A 16,329-nucleotide genomic window follows, 5' to 3' on the forward strand; every position below is an offset into this window, starting at 1 on the left:
CTCCCGGACCGCCTCTGCCGTCGGCGAATCTGCCGACGGCCGAGAAACAGGCCAGGTCACCGCGTCGCGATCCACAGTGGTCCCACCGACCGCACCACGACGAGGAGGCCGTGCGATGACATCGCCGTACACCCTGCCGCACCCGACCGGGACGGCGTCCCCACGCGCCGAGGACGGGGACACGCCCGCCAACCGGTTCGACGACCAGCTCGCCGCCCAACTCCTGGGCCAGCGCATCGTGTTCCTCGGCACCCAGGTCGACGAGGTCTCCGCGAACCGGGTCTGCGCCCAGCTCCTGCTGCTCTCCGCCGAGGACCCGCGCACCGACATCAGCCTGTACATCAACAGCCCCGGCGGCGGTGTGTACGCCGGGCTCGCGATCTTCGACACGATGCGGCTGATCCCGAACGACGTGTCCACGCTCGCCATGGGATTCGCCGCCAGCATGGGCCAGTTCCTGCTCACCGTCGGCACCCCCGGCAAGCGGTACGCGCTGCCGAACGCGCGCGTCATGATGCACCAGCCGTCGGCCGGTGTCGGCGGCAGCACCGCGGACATCGCGATCCAGGCGGAGAACCTGGAGTTCACCAAGCGGACCATCGAGCGGATCACCGCGGAGCACACCGGGCAGACCCCGGAGACCATCGCCCGCGACGGCGACCGCGACCGCTGGTTCACGGCCGAACAGGCCAAGGAGTACGGCATGGTCGACCACGTGGTGACGTCGCTCGCCGACGTCCGCCCGGCGGCCTCGAAGCGACGGATGGGACTCCAGTCATGAGCCAGTACACGATCCCGACCGTCGTCGAGCGCACCCCGCAGGGCGAGCGCGCGTACGACGTCTACAGCCGGCTGCTGTCCGAGCGCATCATCTTCCTCGGCACCGAGATCGACGACGGCGTCGCCAACGTCGTCATCGCCCAGCTCCTCCACCTGGAGTCGGCCGCCCCCGAGCACGAGATCGCGCTCTACATCAACTCGCCCGGCGGCTCCGTCACTTCCCTCATGGCGATCTACGACACCATGACCTTCGTCGGCGCGCCGATCTCGACGTTCTGCGTCGGCCAGGCCGCCTCCACCGCGGCCGTACTGCTCGCGGGCGGCGACCCCGGGCGGCGGTTCGTCCTGGAGCACGCCCGGGTGCTGCTCGGTCAGCCCGCCAGCGGCGGACAGCAGGGGACCGTGTCGGACCTGAGCCTGCACGCCAAGGAGATGGTCCGGATCCGCGCCCAGGTGGAGGAGGTCCTCGCCCGGCACACCCACCACGACGTGGCGACGCTGCGCGCGGACACCGACCGGGACAAGGTCTTCACCGCGCAGGAGGCGGTCGCCTACGGATTGGCCGACGAGGTCGTCAGCCGCCGTCGGGCGGTGGCGGTCTGAGGGGTGCGGCCGCCGCGTACCGGGTGACGACCGGCGCCAGATAGTCGGCGCCGGGACCGGTCAGCTCCGCCAGCTCGGCCCGGGAGCCGACGAGCGCGATCCGGTCCAGCTCCGGCTCGCGGCCCCCGGCCGTCTCGGCGGCCACCAGAGCCGCGAAGCGCTCCCGCAGCACCGAGGCCGGTCGGGGCGGGGCGAGGAACAGGACGCCGACGCCGCCGTGCGCCCCGCGCGTCACGAGCCACAGGCGGAGGTTCTCGGCACTCGTCTCGACGCCGGTCTCCTCGGCCAGCTCCCGGGCGGCGTGCCCGCGCAGCGCGTCCAGGTCGAGGGCCCGGCCCTCGGCGGGCGGTTCCACGCAGCCGCCCGGCAACTGCCAGCGGCCGGGCACGGACGTCGCCCGCCCCATCCGCCCCACGATCATGCGACCGTCCTGGGTCGGCTGCACCACGTCCACGAAGAAGGGGGACAGCCGCGCGGTGGCCCCCGGGACCCGGCGCAGCGCGTAGCGCCGGTACGTCGTCCTGGCCCAGGTGAGGACCAGTCCGCGCGGCCCGTCCGGGGCCAGCCCCGCGCCCGCCGCCACCGGCCCGTCGAAGAGGCTCGGATTGGCCCGGACCGCCTCGTCCCAGACACGGTCCATGGCCAGCCGCTCCCACGGCGGCAGTTCGGGCGCGGGGGTCTCGACGAGACGGACGCGGTGTACGTCGAAGAGCTCGACGCCGGACGGGGGCGAGACGGGTCCGGGCGTGCCGTCCGGGGTCGGGGGCACCTAGGCGGCGAGGCGGAGCCGGGCCCGGTGCGCGCCGTGGTTCGTGGCGCCGCGCGGAGCTGTGAGGGGGGTGGTGACCATCGACACCGCGCGCTGCTGGGGTGCCGCGGCCGGGTGCTGTCCGGTCGTCGCGGCCCGCCGGTCCCGGGCGTGCGGGCGCCGCGTGGCGACGAGCAGTTCGCCGTGGGCCAACGCCAGGAGGTCGGCGAGGCCGAGGCCCAGCGCGGCGGCGGCAGCGGCGAGCACCTCGGACGACGCCTCCTTGCGGCCGCGCTCCACCTCGGAGAGGTACGGCACCGAGATCCGCGCGGCGTCCGCGACGTCCTTCAGGGTGCGCTCCTGGGCACGGCGTTCGCGGCGCAGCACATTGCCGACGAGGTGGCGCCACAGGGGCTCTTTCGGCGCGGGTGCGGGGGCGGCGCCGGGTGCGGGGGCCGGGGTGGCTGCCGGTGTCGTGGCCTCGGGAACCTGGGCGGGGCGCGTGGGGCGCGCGGGCCGCAGGGGGATGACGCGGGCGGCGGTCCGGCCCGCCGGGCGCGGAGGGCTCGTGGGGGTCGCCGGATTCGTCGGGTTCGTCGCGTGGCTGCTCACGGCTTCAGAGTAGGAGGGGTGTTCCCGTGGTGGTCGGCGTTCTGCCGATGGCGTAGCGGGTTCTGCCGAGGGCGAAGTGGGGCGGCGGGGCGGGGGAGCTGTCCGGTGCGGGTGCGGGTGCGGGTGCGGGGCGGTGGCCCGTGGAGCGGTGGTCCAAGGCTCGGTGGTCCGAGGTCCGGTGGTCCATCGCGCGCAGGGAGGCGTACGGCACCGACACCGCTGGACGCGAACATCCGCCCCACGCCGGTGCGTGCGGACGGGAACCTAATCAATTCCCCCGCACGTTGAAGCGGTTGGCGCCCCGCGCGCCCACCACTCCCCGACCTCGAACCGATCCACGTACCACCTCCTCACGAACCATCCCCTCACGTACCAACCGCCGCCGACCGGACGCCCGCACATGACGCCCAGACGCCGCCCCGGCACCGACTCGACCAGGAGGCCCCGCGTGCCGTATCGCACCCGGTCGGCGCGCCTGGCCGCGTCCCTGCTCTCGGCCGTCGTCGCCGTCCTGGCGTTCGCCGTTCCCTCCCGCGCCGCCGCCGCGGCCACCGGGCCCGCCGTCCAGTCCTGGGTGACGGCGGCCGCCAAGACGAGCGGCCCGGCCACCGCCAACTCCGGGGGCCAGCAACGCCCCAAGGCGTACGGCCCGCAGGCCTCATCGCGCCACGACACCCCGCGCGCGGTCCACACGACCGTCGCGCACCTCCACCAGGCCCACGTCCCGCACCCGCCGTACCCCGGCGGCACCGGCCCCAGCGCCGACCGCGCGCCGCTCCGGGCCCTCGGCGGACCGGACGCGCACCCCCGCACCTCCACACCGTCCACACGGTTCACGGACGCCGCGCCCGAGCCGCGCGGCCCCCCGTCCCGACGGAGCTAACGACACCTCACCGGACGCCGCCCGCCAGGCCGGACCCGCCGGGGCGTGAGCCTGCCCCCGCCCGGACCGGACCCAGGCGCCGTCCGCCCTTCGTCATGCCTTCCTCGTGGACCTCACGAACTACGGACTCGTGGACATCACGGACCCATGGCCGCACGGACCCGTTGGCCTCATGGCCCCACAGGTCGCGTAGCCCCATGGATCCCGTGGCCCCACGAGCCTCGTAGCTGTGGATGTGGAGAACGCCCATGCCCCGCGCACCCTTGTGGCGGGCGATCGTCGCGCTCGTCGCCGTCGCCGCCTCGCTGTACCTCGCCCTCACCCAGTCACCCCGCCTCGGTCTCGACCTGAGAGGCGGCACGCAGATCGTCCTGCAGACCAAGGACTCACCCACCGTCGAAGCCGACGCCGACGCCACCCGCCGGGCCCTGGAGGTCCTGCGGCAGCGCGTCGACGCCCTCGGCGTGTCCGAGCCGAGCCTCGCGCAGGCCGGGGACCGGCGGATCGTCGTCGAACTGCCGGGGGTGCGCGACCCCCGCGAGGCCTCCGAAGTGATCGGCCGCACCGCGCAGCTGACCGTGCATCCGGTGACCGCCGAGACCGACCGGAAGGGTTCCGCCCGGCCCGCGACCGACGGCTCCCGCACCCTGCCCGACCCCGACCGGCCCGGCGGCTACGTCACGCTCGGGCCGACCGCGCTCACCGGCGAGGGCGTCAAGAACGCCGAGGCGGCCCTCGACCAGCAGTCCATGAACGGCTGGTACGTCACGCTCGACTTCCGCGGCAAGGCGGGCGGCGACTGGGCGCGCGTCACCGGCGAGGCCGCGTGCGCACCCCAGGGCGCGGCCGAACGGCGCGTCGCCATCGTCCTCGACGGCAAGGTCATCTCGGCGCCCGGCGTGAACGCGGACGTCCGCTGCGGGACCGGCATCACCGGCGGCAGCACCCAGATCACCGGCGGGTTCGACGAGGACGAGGCCAAGGACCTGGCCGCGCTCGTCAAGGGCGGCGCCCTGCCGGTGCCCGTCGACGTCGTCGAACAGCGCACCGTCGGCCCCACGCTCGGCGCCGATGCCATCGCCGCGAGCACCCAGGCCGCCCTCATCGGCCTGGCCCTGACCGCCCTGTTCATCACCGTCGTCTACCGGCTCCTCGGCGCCCTGGCCACCCTCGCGCTCGCCCTGTACGGACTCATGTCGTACGCGGCCCTCCTCGCCATCGGCGCCACGCTGACGCTGCCGGGGCTCGCCGGATTCGTGCTGGCCATCGGCATGGCGGTCGACGCCAACGTGCTGGTCTTCGAACGCGCCCGGGAGGAGTACCTCGGCGCCCGCGCGACCAACCCGGACGCCCGCGAGCGGGGCTCGGGTTCCAGAAGCCTCCCCAAGGCCCTGCACACCGGCTTCAGCAAGGCCTGGAGCGCCGTCATCGACTCCAACGTGACGACGCTGCTCGCCGCGGGCCTGCTGTTCTCCTTCGCCACCGGGCCGGTGAAGGGCTTCGGCGTGACGCTGTCCATCGGCGTCCTGGTGTCGATGGTGTCGGCGTTCGTCGTCACGCGGGTGCTCGCCGAGACCGCCGTGCGCCGCGGCTTCGTACGCCGTCGCCCGCGCCTCACCGGCCTCGCCACCACCGGCCGCCTCCGCACGCTCCTCGCGCGCCGCGAGCCGCGCGTCGTGCACCACCGGCGCCGCTGGCTGGGCGCGAGCACCCTGCTCGTCGCCGTGGCCGTCGCGGGCATCGCGCTGCGCGGGCTCGACCTGGGCGTGGAGTTCACCGGCGGGCGCCTCGTCGAGTACAGCACCAGCAAGCAGGTCGACGCCGACACCGCCCGCAAGGCCGTCGCCGACGCCGGTTTCCCGCGCGCGGTGGTGCAGGAGTCCGGCTCGGACGACATCACCGTACGCACCGGTGAACTCAGCGACGCCCAACAGGAGAAGATCAAGGAGGCCCTGGCCGAAGAGGGCGGCGGGCAGGCCACCGTCGAACGTGACGAGCGGATCGGCCCGAGCCTCGGCGACGAGCTCCGCCAGAAGGCGCTCATCGCCCTCGGCATCGCCGTGGCCGCCCAACTGGTCTATCTCACCGTCCGGTTCCGCTGGACCTTCGCGTCGGCGGCCGTCGTCGCGATGGTCCACGACGTGCTGCTGGTGGTGGGCCTGTTCGCGTGGCTCGGCAAGACCGTCGACAGCGTCTTCCTCGCCGCCGTGCTCACCGTGATCGGCTACTCCGTCAACGACACCGTGGTCGTCTTCGACCGCATCCGCGAGGCACGCCGCCGGGATCCGCGCGCCGACCTGGCCGGGACCGCCAACACCGCCGTGATCCGCACGCTGCCGCGCACGGTGAACACCGGCATGGGCGCCCTGTTCGTCCTGGCCGCCCTCGCCGTCCTCGGCGGCGACTCCCTCGCGGACTTCTCGGTGGCGCTGATCACGGGCGTCGTCGTCGGCGTGGCGTCGACGGTCTCGGTGGCGGTGCCCGTCGCCGTGTCCCTGGAACGCCGCAGGCCCGCACCGCCGCGCCGACGGCCCGCGGGGGAGCGGGACCGGCCCAAGGACGGCAGCCCGCTGGAGAAGCGGCGGCAGCGCGGAACGGGCGCGGTCGTCTGACGGCGCACACGTCGGACGGGACACCTGACTGACGGCACACACAGGGGTGCCCGCCGAGTTCGCCACTGGGGGGTGGCGGCCCGGCGGGCACCCTTGTCCGTCGACCGGTCAACCGGTCACGCGGCCGCGCGCCGCGTCAGCGCGCCACCCGCCACGTCAGCGACCCCTTGAGCAGCTTGCGCAGCTCCGGGTCGCGGACCGAGCGGGTCGGGTCCGTGGCCCGCACCGTGACCTTGTGCGCGCGGCCGTCGGCCGGTACGCCCAGGGACTTCGGCGTGATGGACCGGGCGTCGACGCCCTCCTTCACGGAGCGGCCGTCGAGGGACCAGCGCAGCTGGACGCCCTTGGCGGCGCGCACCTTGACGCGCTGGTCGCGCCGCACCTCGCGGTCCGTGGGCGTGACCGCGGAGACGGAGGAGGCGTGCCGGTGGAAGCCCGCGATCATCGCTTCGCGCCCGGGCGAGTTGAACTCGCGGCCGAGCGTGCGCATGATCGAGTTGTCCGTCGGGCGGTACAGGGCGCGCGGGTAGTAGCCGCCGCCCTCGTACGCGCCGACGGTGCCGCCGTCCGGTGAGGACTGGCCGATCCAGCGGTACCACTTCTTCTTCTGCGCGGTGAGCTGGGCGGCGGTCAGCTTGCTGATGTTCGACTCCCAGGGCTCGGCGCCCGTGTAGGTGCCGTACTCGTCGTACCAGTACTCGTCCGCGAGCTTGCCCAGCGAGTGCCCCGTCTCGTGCACGACGACCTGCGAGGACTGCTCGTTGTCGGAGGAGGCGGTGGCGATGCCGTCGTAGCCGGAGGGCGAGGTGATGTCGTTGTAGCCCGCGCCGCCGTACTTCGTGGAGTTCGACAGGACGATCACCAGGTCGGGGTCGGCGGCCTTGCTCGCGTACGCCTCGACCTTGTTGGTGTCGACGCACAGCAGCCGCTCGATGCCGTCGCAGTAGAACGCCGAGCCGAGCGCGGTGTCCTTGCGGACGTCGCTCGTCGGGTCGCCCGAGACGCCCGACTGGCGCGAGTGCGCGTCCACCGCCCACACGTTGAAGAGGTTCTTGTACGAGGCGTACGGCTCGACGGCCGACACCTCCGCCCACTTCGTCCGCACGTCGGCGTGGAAGTCCTCCTGCTGGGAGGCGGTGTAGCCGTCGCCGATGAAGACGACGTCGGCCTTGGAGCCGACCGGGCCGTTCTGCACGATCGGGACGACGGTGCCGTCGTCCGCGGCGGCCCGGCGCTCCTTGGCGGAGAGCGGGTCGGGGGCCGGCACCTCGGTGTGCCGGGGGTGGCCGCCCGGCCCGGTGAAGTACTCCACGTGCTGGGTGGAGTCGGCGCTCTTGGTGCCGGAGGAGCGCGGTTCCGGTTCCGCGGTCGCGCCCGCGGTGGCGGCCAGGGTCGCCGCCAGGGCGATCCCGGCGGCCGTGGCGATCTTGAGCGGCGTACGTCTGGCTATGCCGGACTTGCGTCTGCGCATGGTGGGGGTCCTTCCGAAGTCCGCCGTGTAAGTGGCGAGTTAAGCCCGTTTAAGGCGTCGCTCAACGTAGGGGCTTCGGGGGGTGTCAGGCAATGGTGAGGCACAAGATATGTATGAGCCAGGTGAGTTCACGCCAGGAGTGGTGGAGGACCGGTGCGGGAGTGGCGCCCGCGGCGGCGCGTGCGCCCGCTCACCGGACATCGGTTCCTGGTAGCCGTACCGTTGACAGATATCCGAATTCCCTCCGGCATCTATGCATGACCGCTGTCATCGACTTAGCTCAGGTCCTGACCTATGGAAGGGGAGAGGTGGCGGAGAACCATCCCGAGGGCGCCCGCTCCGAAGAAGCCGTCGAGATCGGTCGCCGCGTGCTGCGGCTCCGTACCGAACAGGGGCTCACGCAGCGACAGGTGGCCGAGCCCGCCTACACGGCCGCGTACGTCTCCACGCTGGAGTCGGGCAAGGTGCGGCCCTCGGAGGCCGCGTTGCGGCACCTCGCCGGACGCCTCGGCGTCGGCTACGAGGAGCTGGTCACGGGCCGCCCCGCCCACCTCGCCACGGACCTGCGGCTGCGCCTGACCGACGCGCGCCGCGCCCTGGCCACCGGCGCCCCCGAGGACGCGGCGGCGCTCTTCAGCGCCCTGCACGAGGAGGCCGTCGCGCACACCCTGGTCGAGGAGCAGGCCGCGGCCCTCCAGGGCCTCGGCGACTGCCTGCTCGAATCCGGCGAACTCACCGACGCCCGCGACTGCTTCGCCGCCACCGAACGCCTCCTCGCCGACCAGCCCCTGCCCGTCCGCGTCCCCGCCATCCGCGGCCGCGCCACCGCCCACCTCCTGACCGGCGAGCTGCGCTACTCCTGCTACCTGCTCGAAACCACCCTCGACGAACTCAACGCCTCAGGCCTGCACGACCCCGACGCCCTGCTGCTCCTCTATACGGCGTCCATCGCGCCGTACATGGACATGGGGGCGCACGCCCGTGCCGCGCACGCCGCCGAACTCGCCCTCGCGCTCGCCCCGAGCGTCAGCGATCCGGCCCTGGTGGCCCATATGCACCGCGGCGTCGCCCGCACCCTCATCGCCGAGGGCCGCACCGCGGAGGCCGACGCGTCCCTCGCCAAGGCCCAGGAGCTCTACCGGCACCTGCAGATCCGTACCGAACTCGCCCACTGCCACTGGATGCGCGGCTACGTCCACGCCCAGGACGGCGATCTGGAGGGTGCCGAGAGCGAGCTGCGCACGGCCCGCGACATGCTCGCCTCCAAGCGCGCCGCGCTGTTCACGGTGCAGGTCGAGGTCGAACTCGCGGACGTCCTGCGGCGGCGCGGCAAGGCCGACGAGGCGGAGGTGCTGCTGCGGCCGCTGCTCACCTCCGGTGCCGCCGGCGAGGACGACGGCGCCCTCGGCGCGGAGCGCGGCGCGGTGCACGCGGGCGGCGCCCACCGGCTGCTCGGCCTGATCGCCGAGGAGCGCGGCGACACCGACAGCGCCGAGGAGCACTACTGCGCCGCCCTCTCCCTGCTCGAACGCTCCAGCGCGGCGGGCGACGTGGCGGACCTGTGCCGCCTCCTGGGCGACCTGCTGCGCCGCACCGGCCGCGTCGAGGCGGCCCTGGACGCCTACCGCACCGGCCTCGGCCACCGCGCCGCCCCCGGCACCACGACCCTGGGCCCGGCCCCGGCGACGCCCCCGATGTGACGCCGGGGCGCCCCGTAGCCGGGCGCGGGCGTCAGCCGCGCGAGCTCCCCGGGACGCGGGCCACGCCCACGTGGAAACCGCTCAGCTCCCGCCGGGGGGCGGGCCCGTCCTTGAACCACTCGGTGGCCGTCACCAGACCGGGCTCGACGAGCTCCAGGCCGTCGAAGAACAGGGCGACCTCGGCGCGCGTTCGCATCCGCAACGGCACCCGGCCCTCCTTGTAGGCGGTCGACACGGACTGCTCCAGCTGCGGGTGCTCGTCGGCGGTGCCGTGCGAGAACATCAGGTAACTGCCGGACGGCAGCGCGTCGATGAGGGCGCGTGCCAGGCCGTAGGGGTCCTCGTCGTCCATGATGAAGTGCATCAGCGCGATCAGGGACAGCGCGACGGGCCTGTCGAAGTCCAGGAAGCCGCGGGCGTGTTCGAGGATCGCCCCCGGCTCGCGCACATCGGCCTGGATGTAGGTGGTGGCGCCCTCGGGCGCGCTCGCCAGGAGGGCCTCGGCGTGGCGCAGCACGATGGGGTCGTTGTCCGCGTACGCGACCCGGGTGGCGGGCGTGATCGCCTGCACGATCTGGTGCAGGTTCGGCTCCGTGGGAATGCCGGTGCCGATGTCCAGGAACTGGTCGATCCCCTGCCCGGCCAGCCAGGCCGCGGCGCGGTGCATGAACGCCCGGTTCCGGCGCGCGTTCTCCCGTGCCTGCGGCGGCAGCTTCTGTGCCAGCTCCTGGTCGACCAGGTAGTTGTCCTTGCCCCCGAGCAGCCAGTCGTAGACCCGCGCCGGGTGCGGCTTGCTGGTGTCGATCACGTGGGGGTCGGATGCTGCCGTCATACGTGACTCCAGTGCGGGTGGGGCCGGGAGGGGCGCGGCGCGGATGATCATGATTATGCCAGCGTGCGAGAGGCCGCACGACGTGTGTTCGGGCATCGAATACGTGCGGGGGAGTGGGCAGGTGCCGAGGTCACGGCTGTTCGGGCGTGCCCTGTACGTCGCCCAGCGTCGACGCGGCCACCGGGTCGCCCTCGGTGAAGTCGCACGGCGGGATGCCGGGGTGGTGGCCGGTGGTGGTGTCGGGCGGGGTGGCCGGGTCGAGGGCGAGGCGGGAGACGATGCGGTAGCGGTCGCCTCGGTAGAGGGAGTGGACGTACTCCACCGGCTGGTCCGTCGCGTCCGTGGTGAGGCGCTCGAAGAGGAGGGCGGGGGAGAGCTCGGGGACGTCGAGGAGGCGTGCCTCGGAGCGGGTGACGACGGTCGGCTCGATCGTCTGCGTCGCCTCGTGCACGTGTACGCCGTGCCGCTCGCGCAGGTGCGCGTACAGGTCGCCCGACTCCAGCTCGTGCGCGGCCAGGCCCGGCACGAGGTCGGCCTTGAGGTGCAGGTGCTCGACGGCCATCGGGGTGCCGTCGACGAGCCGCAGCCGGGCCACGTACACGATCCGGCCGGACGGTGACATCCGCAGCCGACGGCCCACGCGGGCACCCGCCGGGACCGTGGTGAACTCGAGCAGGCGGCTCGACCAGGCACCCGCCGCCTGGGGCACCGACATCGTCCCCCGCCCCGACACCAGCTCCTGGGTGATCTTCTCCGGCGCCACGAACATGCCGCGGCCGTGCTCACGTACGAGCAGGCCCGCCGCGACGAGTTCGTCGACCGCGGCCCGCAGCGTCGGCCGGGAGACGCCGAGGCGGGCGCACAGGGTGCGCTCGGAGGGGATGCCGTCACCGGCCTGCCGGGACTCGATGAGTTCCAGGACGAAGTCGCGCACACGCTCCCGTTTGAGCACCGTTCCCGGTGCGTCGGTCTCCATGACGTCCTCCGTCACCTCGCTGGTCAGGTGAAGTGTAGCCATGGGGTGGGTGTTCGAGACCTGTCAACTCGGCATGGGGGTGGGTGAGTTGGGGCCGGTGCGGGCTCGCGCGGCGAGGGTTGACGGGTCCCTGGTGTCGTGCCACCTTCATTCACCGGCAAGAGGTCAGCTGACCAGTTGCCCAACTGGTCAGTTCGAGGGTCGTCGGACCGGCACGCCGACCCGACCGGTTTCCCCCCACGGTTCCGGAGAGGAACACCCCGCCATGACCCAGCACTCGACGCCCGCCCCGGCGAGGCGCCCGCGCCCGCGTGCCGTCGCCGCCCTGGCCTGCGCCCTCGGCTGCGCCGCGCTTTCGGTCCTGCCTGCCGCGGCGTCCGCCGCCGGTTCCCCGCAGGGCGACTCCCGGCGGGCCGACGCGCGCGCCGCCGCCGACGCCGTCCTGTTCGACGACTTCACCTACACCGCCCACGACGACCCGCGCGTCTCCGCGCACGGTTGGAGCGTCCGCGCCAACTCCGGCGGCCCCGGCGTGCCCGGTGCCTCCTGGGTGCCGCGGAACGTCACGTTCCCGTCGAGCGGCGGCAACTCCGTCATGGACCTGGAGACGAAGACCGCGGGCACCGCCGCGAGCACCGAGCAGACCGAGATCCTCACCCGCTCGGCCAAGTTCAAGAACGGCACCTACGCGGCCCGCGTGAAGTTCAGTGACGCCCCGGCGTCCGGCCCCGACGGCGACCGCGTCGTCCAGACGTTCTTCACCATCAACGACCTCAAGGCCCCCATGGCCGACGACTACTCCGAGTACGACTTCGAGTACCTGCCCAACGGCGGCTGGGGCGAGGCCGGGAACATCCTGTACACGACGTCCTGGGAGACGTACGACCCTGACCCCTGGCAGGCCGTCAACCAGCACACCGAGCGCCGCGAGAGCTACGCGGGCTGGCACGACCTCGTCCTCACCATCGACGACCGGGCCGTCACGTACTACATCGACGGCCGGCACTTCGGCACCCACGACGCCGCGTACCTGCCCGAGCGCCCCATGTCGATCAACTTCAACCAGTGGTTGATCGACCTCGCGGGCCAGCCCGCCACCCAGCCCCGCTCGTACCACCAGCAGGTCGACTACGTCCTGCACGTCAAGGACCAGGTCCTCACCCCCGCGGAGGCGGCCCGGCGTGTGGCGGCGTACCGGGACGCGGGCACGGCCTTCGAGGACACGGTGCCGACGCCGTAGCGCGAGCACCGGACGGGGCCGCCCACGGGCAGCGGCGGGCCGCTGTGCTGGGATGACTCAGGACAGCACAGCGGCCTACGCCACCCCGGACGTCCCGGACGTGGCCCGCTTGCGGACCGACCCGGAGGCGTCATGGGTGTCACGTTGCGCGTGGGCGGTACGGGCGGGGCGCCCGGCATGGTGTTGCGGCCGTGGGAGGACGAGGATGCGGCGGCGCTGATCGACGCGTACCGCGATCCTGTGCTGCGGCAGTGGACGCGGATGCCTGTCCATGACCGCGCCGACGCCGCACGCTGGTTGGCGGTGCGGCGGCAGGGGTGGGAGGCGGGGGACTACCTCAGCTTCGCCGTCGAGGAGGACGGTGGGGAGGAGCGCGGGGGCGGCGGGCGTGGTGGGGGACGGCGGCTCGTGGCCAATGTCGCGGTCAAGGGGCCCCGGAACGCCACCGGGGTCGGTGAGGTCGGGTACTGGACGGTCGCCGGGGCGCGCGGCCGGGGTGTCGCGTCGCGGGCCCTTGACGTGCTCACGGACTGGGCGTTCGGGACGTTCGGCGACAGCGGACTGCACTGGCTGCGGCTGCTGCATCAGGTCGACAACGTCGCCTCGTGCCGGGTCGCGCGGAACACCGGCTACGAGCTGGACGCGGTGCTGCCGGTGAGGCCGCCGTTCCCGGCGCCGGGGCATCTGCACGTCAGACGGCGTGTCACGGAGGCGTGTCGCGGCGGAAGCCGACCGAAGCTGACGGACGCCAACGGACGCCAACGGACGCCAACGGACGCCAACGGACGCTGACGGAAGCCAACGGACGCTGACGGAAGCCAACGGACGCTGACGGAAGCCGCCGGGAGTTGGCAGGAGGGGAAATTCGCTGACGGCAAACGTCGTTAATCGGCCGTTGTCGCACCAGCGAATTCCACCCATTCTCGAAGCCTTCGGCCCTCGCCATTTCCGGCATTGAAAACGGTCACCGATGCAGCCTTTGCGGACCTCGGCGATCTGCGCTTGACTGCCGTGCGTCGGACGCCGAGACCAGCCGGGGGGACCTTCCTGTGGGGCACGCTCACACGCACCACGACGGGCACGATCACCAGGCGGGAGGCCATGGCGGACACAGCCACGGCGTCTCCGCCGACGCCGACCGGCGCTGGCTTTCGCTGGCGCTCGTATTGATTGGCGTTTTCATTTCGGTGGAGACGGCGATTGCCTTCATATCCGGTTCGCTGGCGCTGTTGTCCGACGCCGTGCACATGCTGACGGACGCTTTCTCCATCATCCTCGCCCTGGTCGCGATGCGGCTCGCGGCACGGCCCGCGAAGGGCACGTACACATTCGGACTCAAGCGCGTCGAGATACTCTCCGCGCAGGCCAACGGCCTCACCCTGCTGCTCGCCGCGGTGTGGCTCGCGTACGAGGCCGTCGTGCGGCTGCTGCACCCGCCGGAGGTCACCGGCTGGATGGTCCTCGCCACCGCGCTCACCGGCGTGGCCGTGAACCTCGGCGCGACCTGGTGCCTGTCCAAGGCCAACCGGGCCTCGCTGAACGTCGAGGGTGCCTACCAGCACATCCTCAACGACCTGTTCGCGTTCATCGGCACCGCCATCGCCGGTGTCGTCGTCATGACCACGGGCTTCGCCCGCGCCGACACCATCGCCACGCTCTTCGTCGTGGTCCTCATGGTCAAGGCGGGCTGCGGGCTGCTGCGCGACTCCGGGCGCATCCTGCTCGAAGCGGCGCCCGCGGGCCTCGACCCCGACACCATCGGCGACCGCCTCGCCGCCGCACCCGCGGTCGCGGAGGTCCACGACCTGCACATCTGGACCATCACCTCCGGCGAACCCGCCCTGTCCGCCCATGTGCTGGTGAACGCGGGCGGCGACTGCCACGCCGTACGCCGCGACCTCGACCACCTCCTCGCCGAGACGTACGGCCTCACCCACACCACGCTCCAGATCGACCACGAGGACCATGCGGCAGGCACCGCCACGTCCGAGCCCGCCGTCGGCGCGGGCGCGCCGCACTGCGCCAACGGCCACGGCCCCACGCACCGACGCGAACCGCACGCCCACTGACCGCCGACCGGCCTGCTCACACGTGGAGTTCGGGCGGCAGGCCGGTCCAGTGCGGCTCCGGCGGCAGATGGCCGGTGTCGTGGTGGAGGAGCAGGGAGTGGGTGACCACCAGCTCGTGGCGGGGCTCGTCGCCCGCGACGGGGCCGGTGAACCGGTCGAGGGCCGCCCGCGCGAGGGCGGGGCCCCGCTCCCGCTCCCGCTCGTCCGCGGGGAAGGCGGCGAGGCGGTCGAGCACGGCGTCGGGCGAGTCGTGCGGCAGCTCCTCCCGGGCGGCGGCTGCGGTCATCGGGGTACTCCCGGGTGAGGGGGCGGGATGGTTCCGGCGGGGGTCACGGGGCCGATACCAGCAGGTGGACGGCCAGGGCGACGATGAGGGCGCTGGACGTCAGCGCCGTGCCGAGGCGGCCCCGGCGCCCGGTGAGGGCCCGGCCGACGAGTGCGCCGCCTCCGGCGATCAGCAGTTGCCGGCTCGCGGACGCCACGAAGGCGGCGAGGGTGAACACCGCTTGGCCGAGGCGGTGCGGCGCCGCGTCGGTCTGGCTGCCGACGACGAGCGCGGCGAAGTAGAGGACGGTCATCGGGTTGAGGAGCGTGAGGGCGAGGAGGCTCGCGTACGCCCGGGCGGGCGTCACCGGGTCCTTCTCGCTCCGCCCGGCGGGGTGCGGGCGGCGGTACTCGGCGCGGGCCCGGGCGGCGGAGCGCACCGCGAGGGCGATGAGGACGCCCGCGGAGACCCGGCGCAGCGGGCCGGTCAGCGGGCGGACGACGGGTGCCGCCGCCGCGCCCGCGACCGTCGCGACCAGCGCGTACAGGCCGTCGGCCGTGGCCACCCCGAGCGCCGCGGCGGCGCCGGTCTGCAGCGAGGTGAGGGCGGTCAGCGCCATCATGTGGGCCGCGACCGCACCCACCGGGACGGCGATGCCGTACCCGGCGAGGAGGCCCGCGACCAGATACCCCGTCACCGACGCGGAAGCGGTGGCCCCCACGGTCGGCCGGGCTGCTGCTGGCGCTCCACCGGACGACCGGCGGAGGCGAGCGACAGTGGGGCGGCGTGGAGCGTGCTCAGGGGCACGCGCGGGATGGACGGCATGGGGAGAACGTGGTGCCGGGGCCGGTGCGCGGGCAAGCGATTTGGTGCGGGGCGGGCCGGACCCGCCCCGCACTCGGCGCGCCCTCAGCGCCAGCGACAGCCGTGGGGCCTCAGCGCGTCGCGTGGGCCAGCGCCGCGTCCGCCTTGGCCCGCGACGGCTTCCACCACGTGGTCACCGGCTCCCACACCCGTACGCCCTGGGGCAGGCCCAGCGCGTCGTCGGTGAACTGGCGGCCGCGGATCGAGGGGTCGCCCGCGACGGTCACGAAGTCCACCAGGCGGGCGTCGGTGTCGCCCGGGTCGGCGGCGGTGCGCACGGCGGCGTACGCGGTGCGGCCCGCGGCGACGCGGTACGGGGCGCTCTCGGTGGCCGGGACCGGCTGCGCCGCGCCGTCCAGCGTGCCGAAGGTGACCGTCGGGATGCGGTCGACGACGCAGGCCTTGGTGGTCTTGTTGGTGATGCTGATGCGGAGCACGCCGGGCTTGGCGGCGGCCGCCTTCACGGTGAGCGCGGACGCCTTGCAGGTCGTCGCGCGCTCGGCGGCGGCGGACGGCTGCGGGGCGGAGAGCGGCTGCGCCCCGGCCGCCGGGGCGAGCGCGACGAGTGCGGCCCCGGCGGTGGCGGTGAGCGCGAGGAGCGAGCGAGTACGCATGGTGCGGAATCCCTTGTTCGATACGTCGACGTGTGATTCGTCGACCGTCGGCAGGTGCGG

Annotated in this window: 14 protein-coding genes and 2 pseudogenes; 8 read left to right on the forward strand and 8 right to left on the reverse strand. The window is 73.5% G+C overall.

Features of this window, described 5'->3' with window-relative positions; translation table 11 throughout:
* Positions 1 to 115 precede the first annotated feature (115 nt).
* The gene (locus IE274_RS19885) at positions 116 to 781 is read left to right on the forward strand and encodes a ClpP family protease (RefSeq protein ID WP_190117178.1); all 666 of its coding nucleotides are present in this window, start codon (positions 116 to 118) and stop codon (positions 779 to 781) included.
* Positions 778 to 1,383 carry a ClpP family protease gene (locus IE274_RS19890; RefSeq protein WP_190117179.1) on the forward strand — a complete coding sequence of 202 codons (606 nt, stop codon included), beginning with the start codon at positions 778 to 780 and terminating at the stop codon, positions 1,381 to 1,383. The genes IE274_RS19885 and IE274_RS19890 overlap by 4 nt, the downstream gene beginning before the upstream one ends.
* Here IE274_RS19890 and IE274_RS19895 read toward each other — a convergent pair.
* Both IE274_RS19895 and IE274_RS19900 read right to left on the reverse strand, forming a co-directional pair.
* A complete protein-coding gene (locus IE274_RS19895) occupies positions 1,355 to 2,152 on the reverse strand; it encodes an NUDIX hydrolase (RefSeq protein ID WP_229909669.1) in 798 nt (265 codons plus the stop codon). The genes IE274_RS19890 and IE274_RS19895 overlap by 29 nt on opposite strands.
* Positions 2,153 to 2,659 (reverse strand): helix-turn-helix domain-containing protein, encoded by a 507-nt coding sequence (locus IE274_RS19900; RefSeq protein ID WP_229909703.1) that lies wholly within the window; start codon positions 2,657 to 2,659, stop codon positions 2,153 to 2,155.
* Positions 2,660 to 3,191: 532 nt separating this feature from the next.
* Between IE274_RS19900 and IE274_RS19905 the strand changes: the two genes are divergently transcribed.
* Positions 3,192 to 3,626 (forward strand): hypothetical protein, encoded by a 435-nt coding sequence (locus IE274_RS19905; RefSeq protein WP_190117180.1) that lies wholly within the window; start codon positions 3,192 to 3,194, stop codon positions 3,624 to 3,626.
* A gap of 248 nt (positions 3,627 to 3,874) precedes the next feature.
* Positions 3,875 to 6,238 carry a protein translocase subunit SecD gene (secD, locus tag IE274_RS19910; RefSeq protein WP_190117181.1) on the forward strand — a complete coding sequence of 788 codons (2,364 nt, stop codon included), beginning with the start codon at positions 3,875 to 3,877 and terminating at the stop codon, positions 6,236 to 6,238.
* Between the two features lie 136 nt (positions 6,239 to 6,374).
* Here secD and IE274_RS19915 read toward each other — a convergent pair whose 3' ends face one another.
* Positions 6,375 to 7,709: a M64 family metallopeptidase gene (locus IE274_RS19915; protein WP_190117182.1), complete on the reverse strand. Its 1,335-nt coding sequence runs from the start codon at positions 7,707 to 7,709 to the stop codon at positions 6,375 to 6,377.
* A 257-nt stretch (positions 7,710 to 7,966) separates the two neighbouring features.
* Between IE274_RS19915 and IE274_RS19920 the strand changes: the two genes are divergently transcribed.
* A complete protein-coding gene (locus tag IE274_RS19920; RefSeq protein WP_229909670.1) occupies positions 7,967 to 9,409 on the forward strand; it encodes a helix-turn-helix domain-containing protein in 1,443 nt (480 codons plus the stop codon).
* Between the two features lie 31 nt (positions 9,410 to 9,440).
* Here the strand turns inward: IE274_RS19920 and IE274_RS19925 are convergent, their stop codons facing one another.
* A complete protein-coding gene (locus IE274_RS19925) occupies positions 9,441 to 10,241 on the reverse strand; it encodes an SAM-dependent methyltransferase (protein ID WP_190117183.1) in 801 nt (266 codons plus the stop codon).
* 130 nt (positions 10,242 to 10,371) lie between these two features.
* A complete protein-coding gene (locus IE274_RS19930; protein WP_190117457.1) occupies positions 10,372 to 11,217 on the reverse strand; it encodes a GntR family transcriptional regulator in 846 nt (281 codons plus the stop codon).
* Positions 11,218 to 11,656: 439 nt separating this feature from the next.
* Between IE274_RS19930 and IE274_RS19935 the strand changes: the two are divergent.
* The 3 genes and pseudogenes from IE274_RS19935 to IE274_RS19945 all read left to right on the forward strand — a co-directional run.
* Positions 11,657 to 12,457, forward strand: a pseudogene (locus IE274_RS19935) (glycoside hydrolase family 16 protein); the annotation flags it as partial.
* A gap of 132 nt (positions 12,458 to 12,589) precedes the next feature.
* Positions 12,590 to 13,249: a GNAT family N-acetyltransferase gene (locus IE274_RS19940; protein ID WP_190117184.1), complete on the forward strand. Its 660-nt coding sequence runs from the start codon at positions 12,590 to 12,592 to the stop codon at positions 13,247 to 13,249.
* A 257-nt stretch (positions 13,250 to 13,506) separates the two neighbouring features.
* Positions 13,507 to 14,526 carry a cation diffusion facilitator family transporter gene (locus IE274_RS19945; protein ID WP_190117185.1) on the forward strand — a complete coding sequence of 340 codons (1,020 nt, stop codon included), beginning with the start codon at positions 13,507 to 13,509 and terminating at the stop codon, positions 14,524 to 14,526.
* Between the two features lie 16 nt (positions 14,527 to 14,542).
* On the opposite strand, the pseudogene IE274_RS19950 reads toward IE274_RS19945, so the two are convergent.
* The 3 genes and pseudogenes from IE274_RS19950 to IE274_RS19960 all read right to left on the reverse strand — a co-directional run.
* Positions 14,543 to 14,794, reverse strand: a pseudogene (locus IE274_RS19950) (histidine phosphatase family protein); the annotation flags it as partial.
* Between the two features lie 61 nt (positions 14,795 to 14,855).
* The gene (locus IE274_RS19955) at positions 14,856 to 15,512 is read right to left on the reverse strand and encodes a LysE family transporter (RefSeq protein ID WP_229909671.1); all 657 of its coding nucleotides are present in this window, start codon (positions 15,510 to 15,512) and stop codon (positions 14,856 to 14,858) included.
* 214 nt (positions 15,513 to 15,726) lie between these two features.
* Entirely contained in the window at positions 15,727 to 16,269 is a 543-nt protein-coding gene (locus IE274_RS19960; protein ID WP_190117186.1) for a DUF4232 domain-containing protein, read from the reverse strand.
* Positions 16,270 to 16,329 lie beyond the last annotated feature (60 nt).

It is taken from the genome of Streptomyces flavofungini (assembly GCF_014650815.1).
Taxonomy (GTDB): Bacteria; Actinomycetota; Actinomycetes; order Streptomycetales; family Streptomycetaceae; genus Streptomyces; species Streptomyces flavofungini.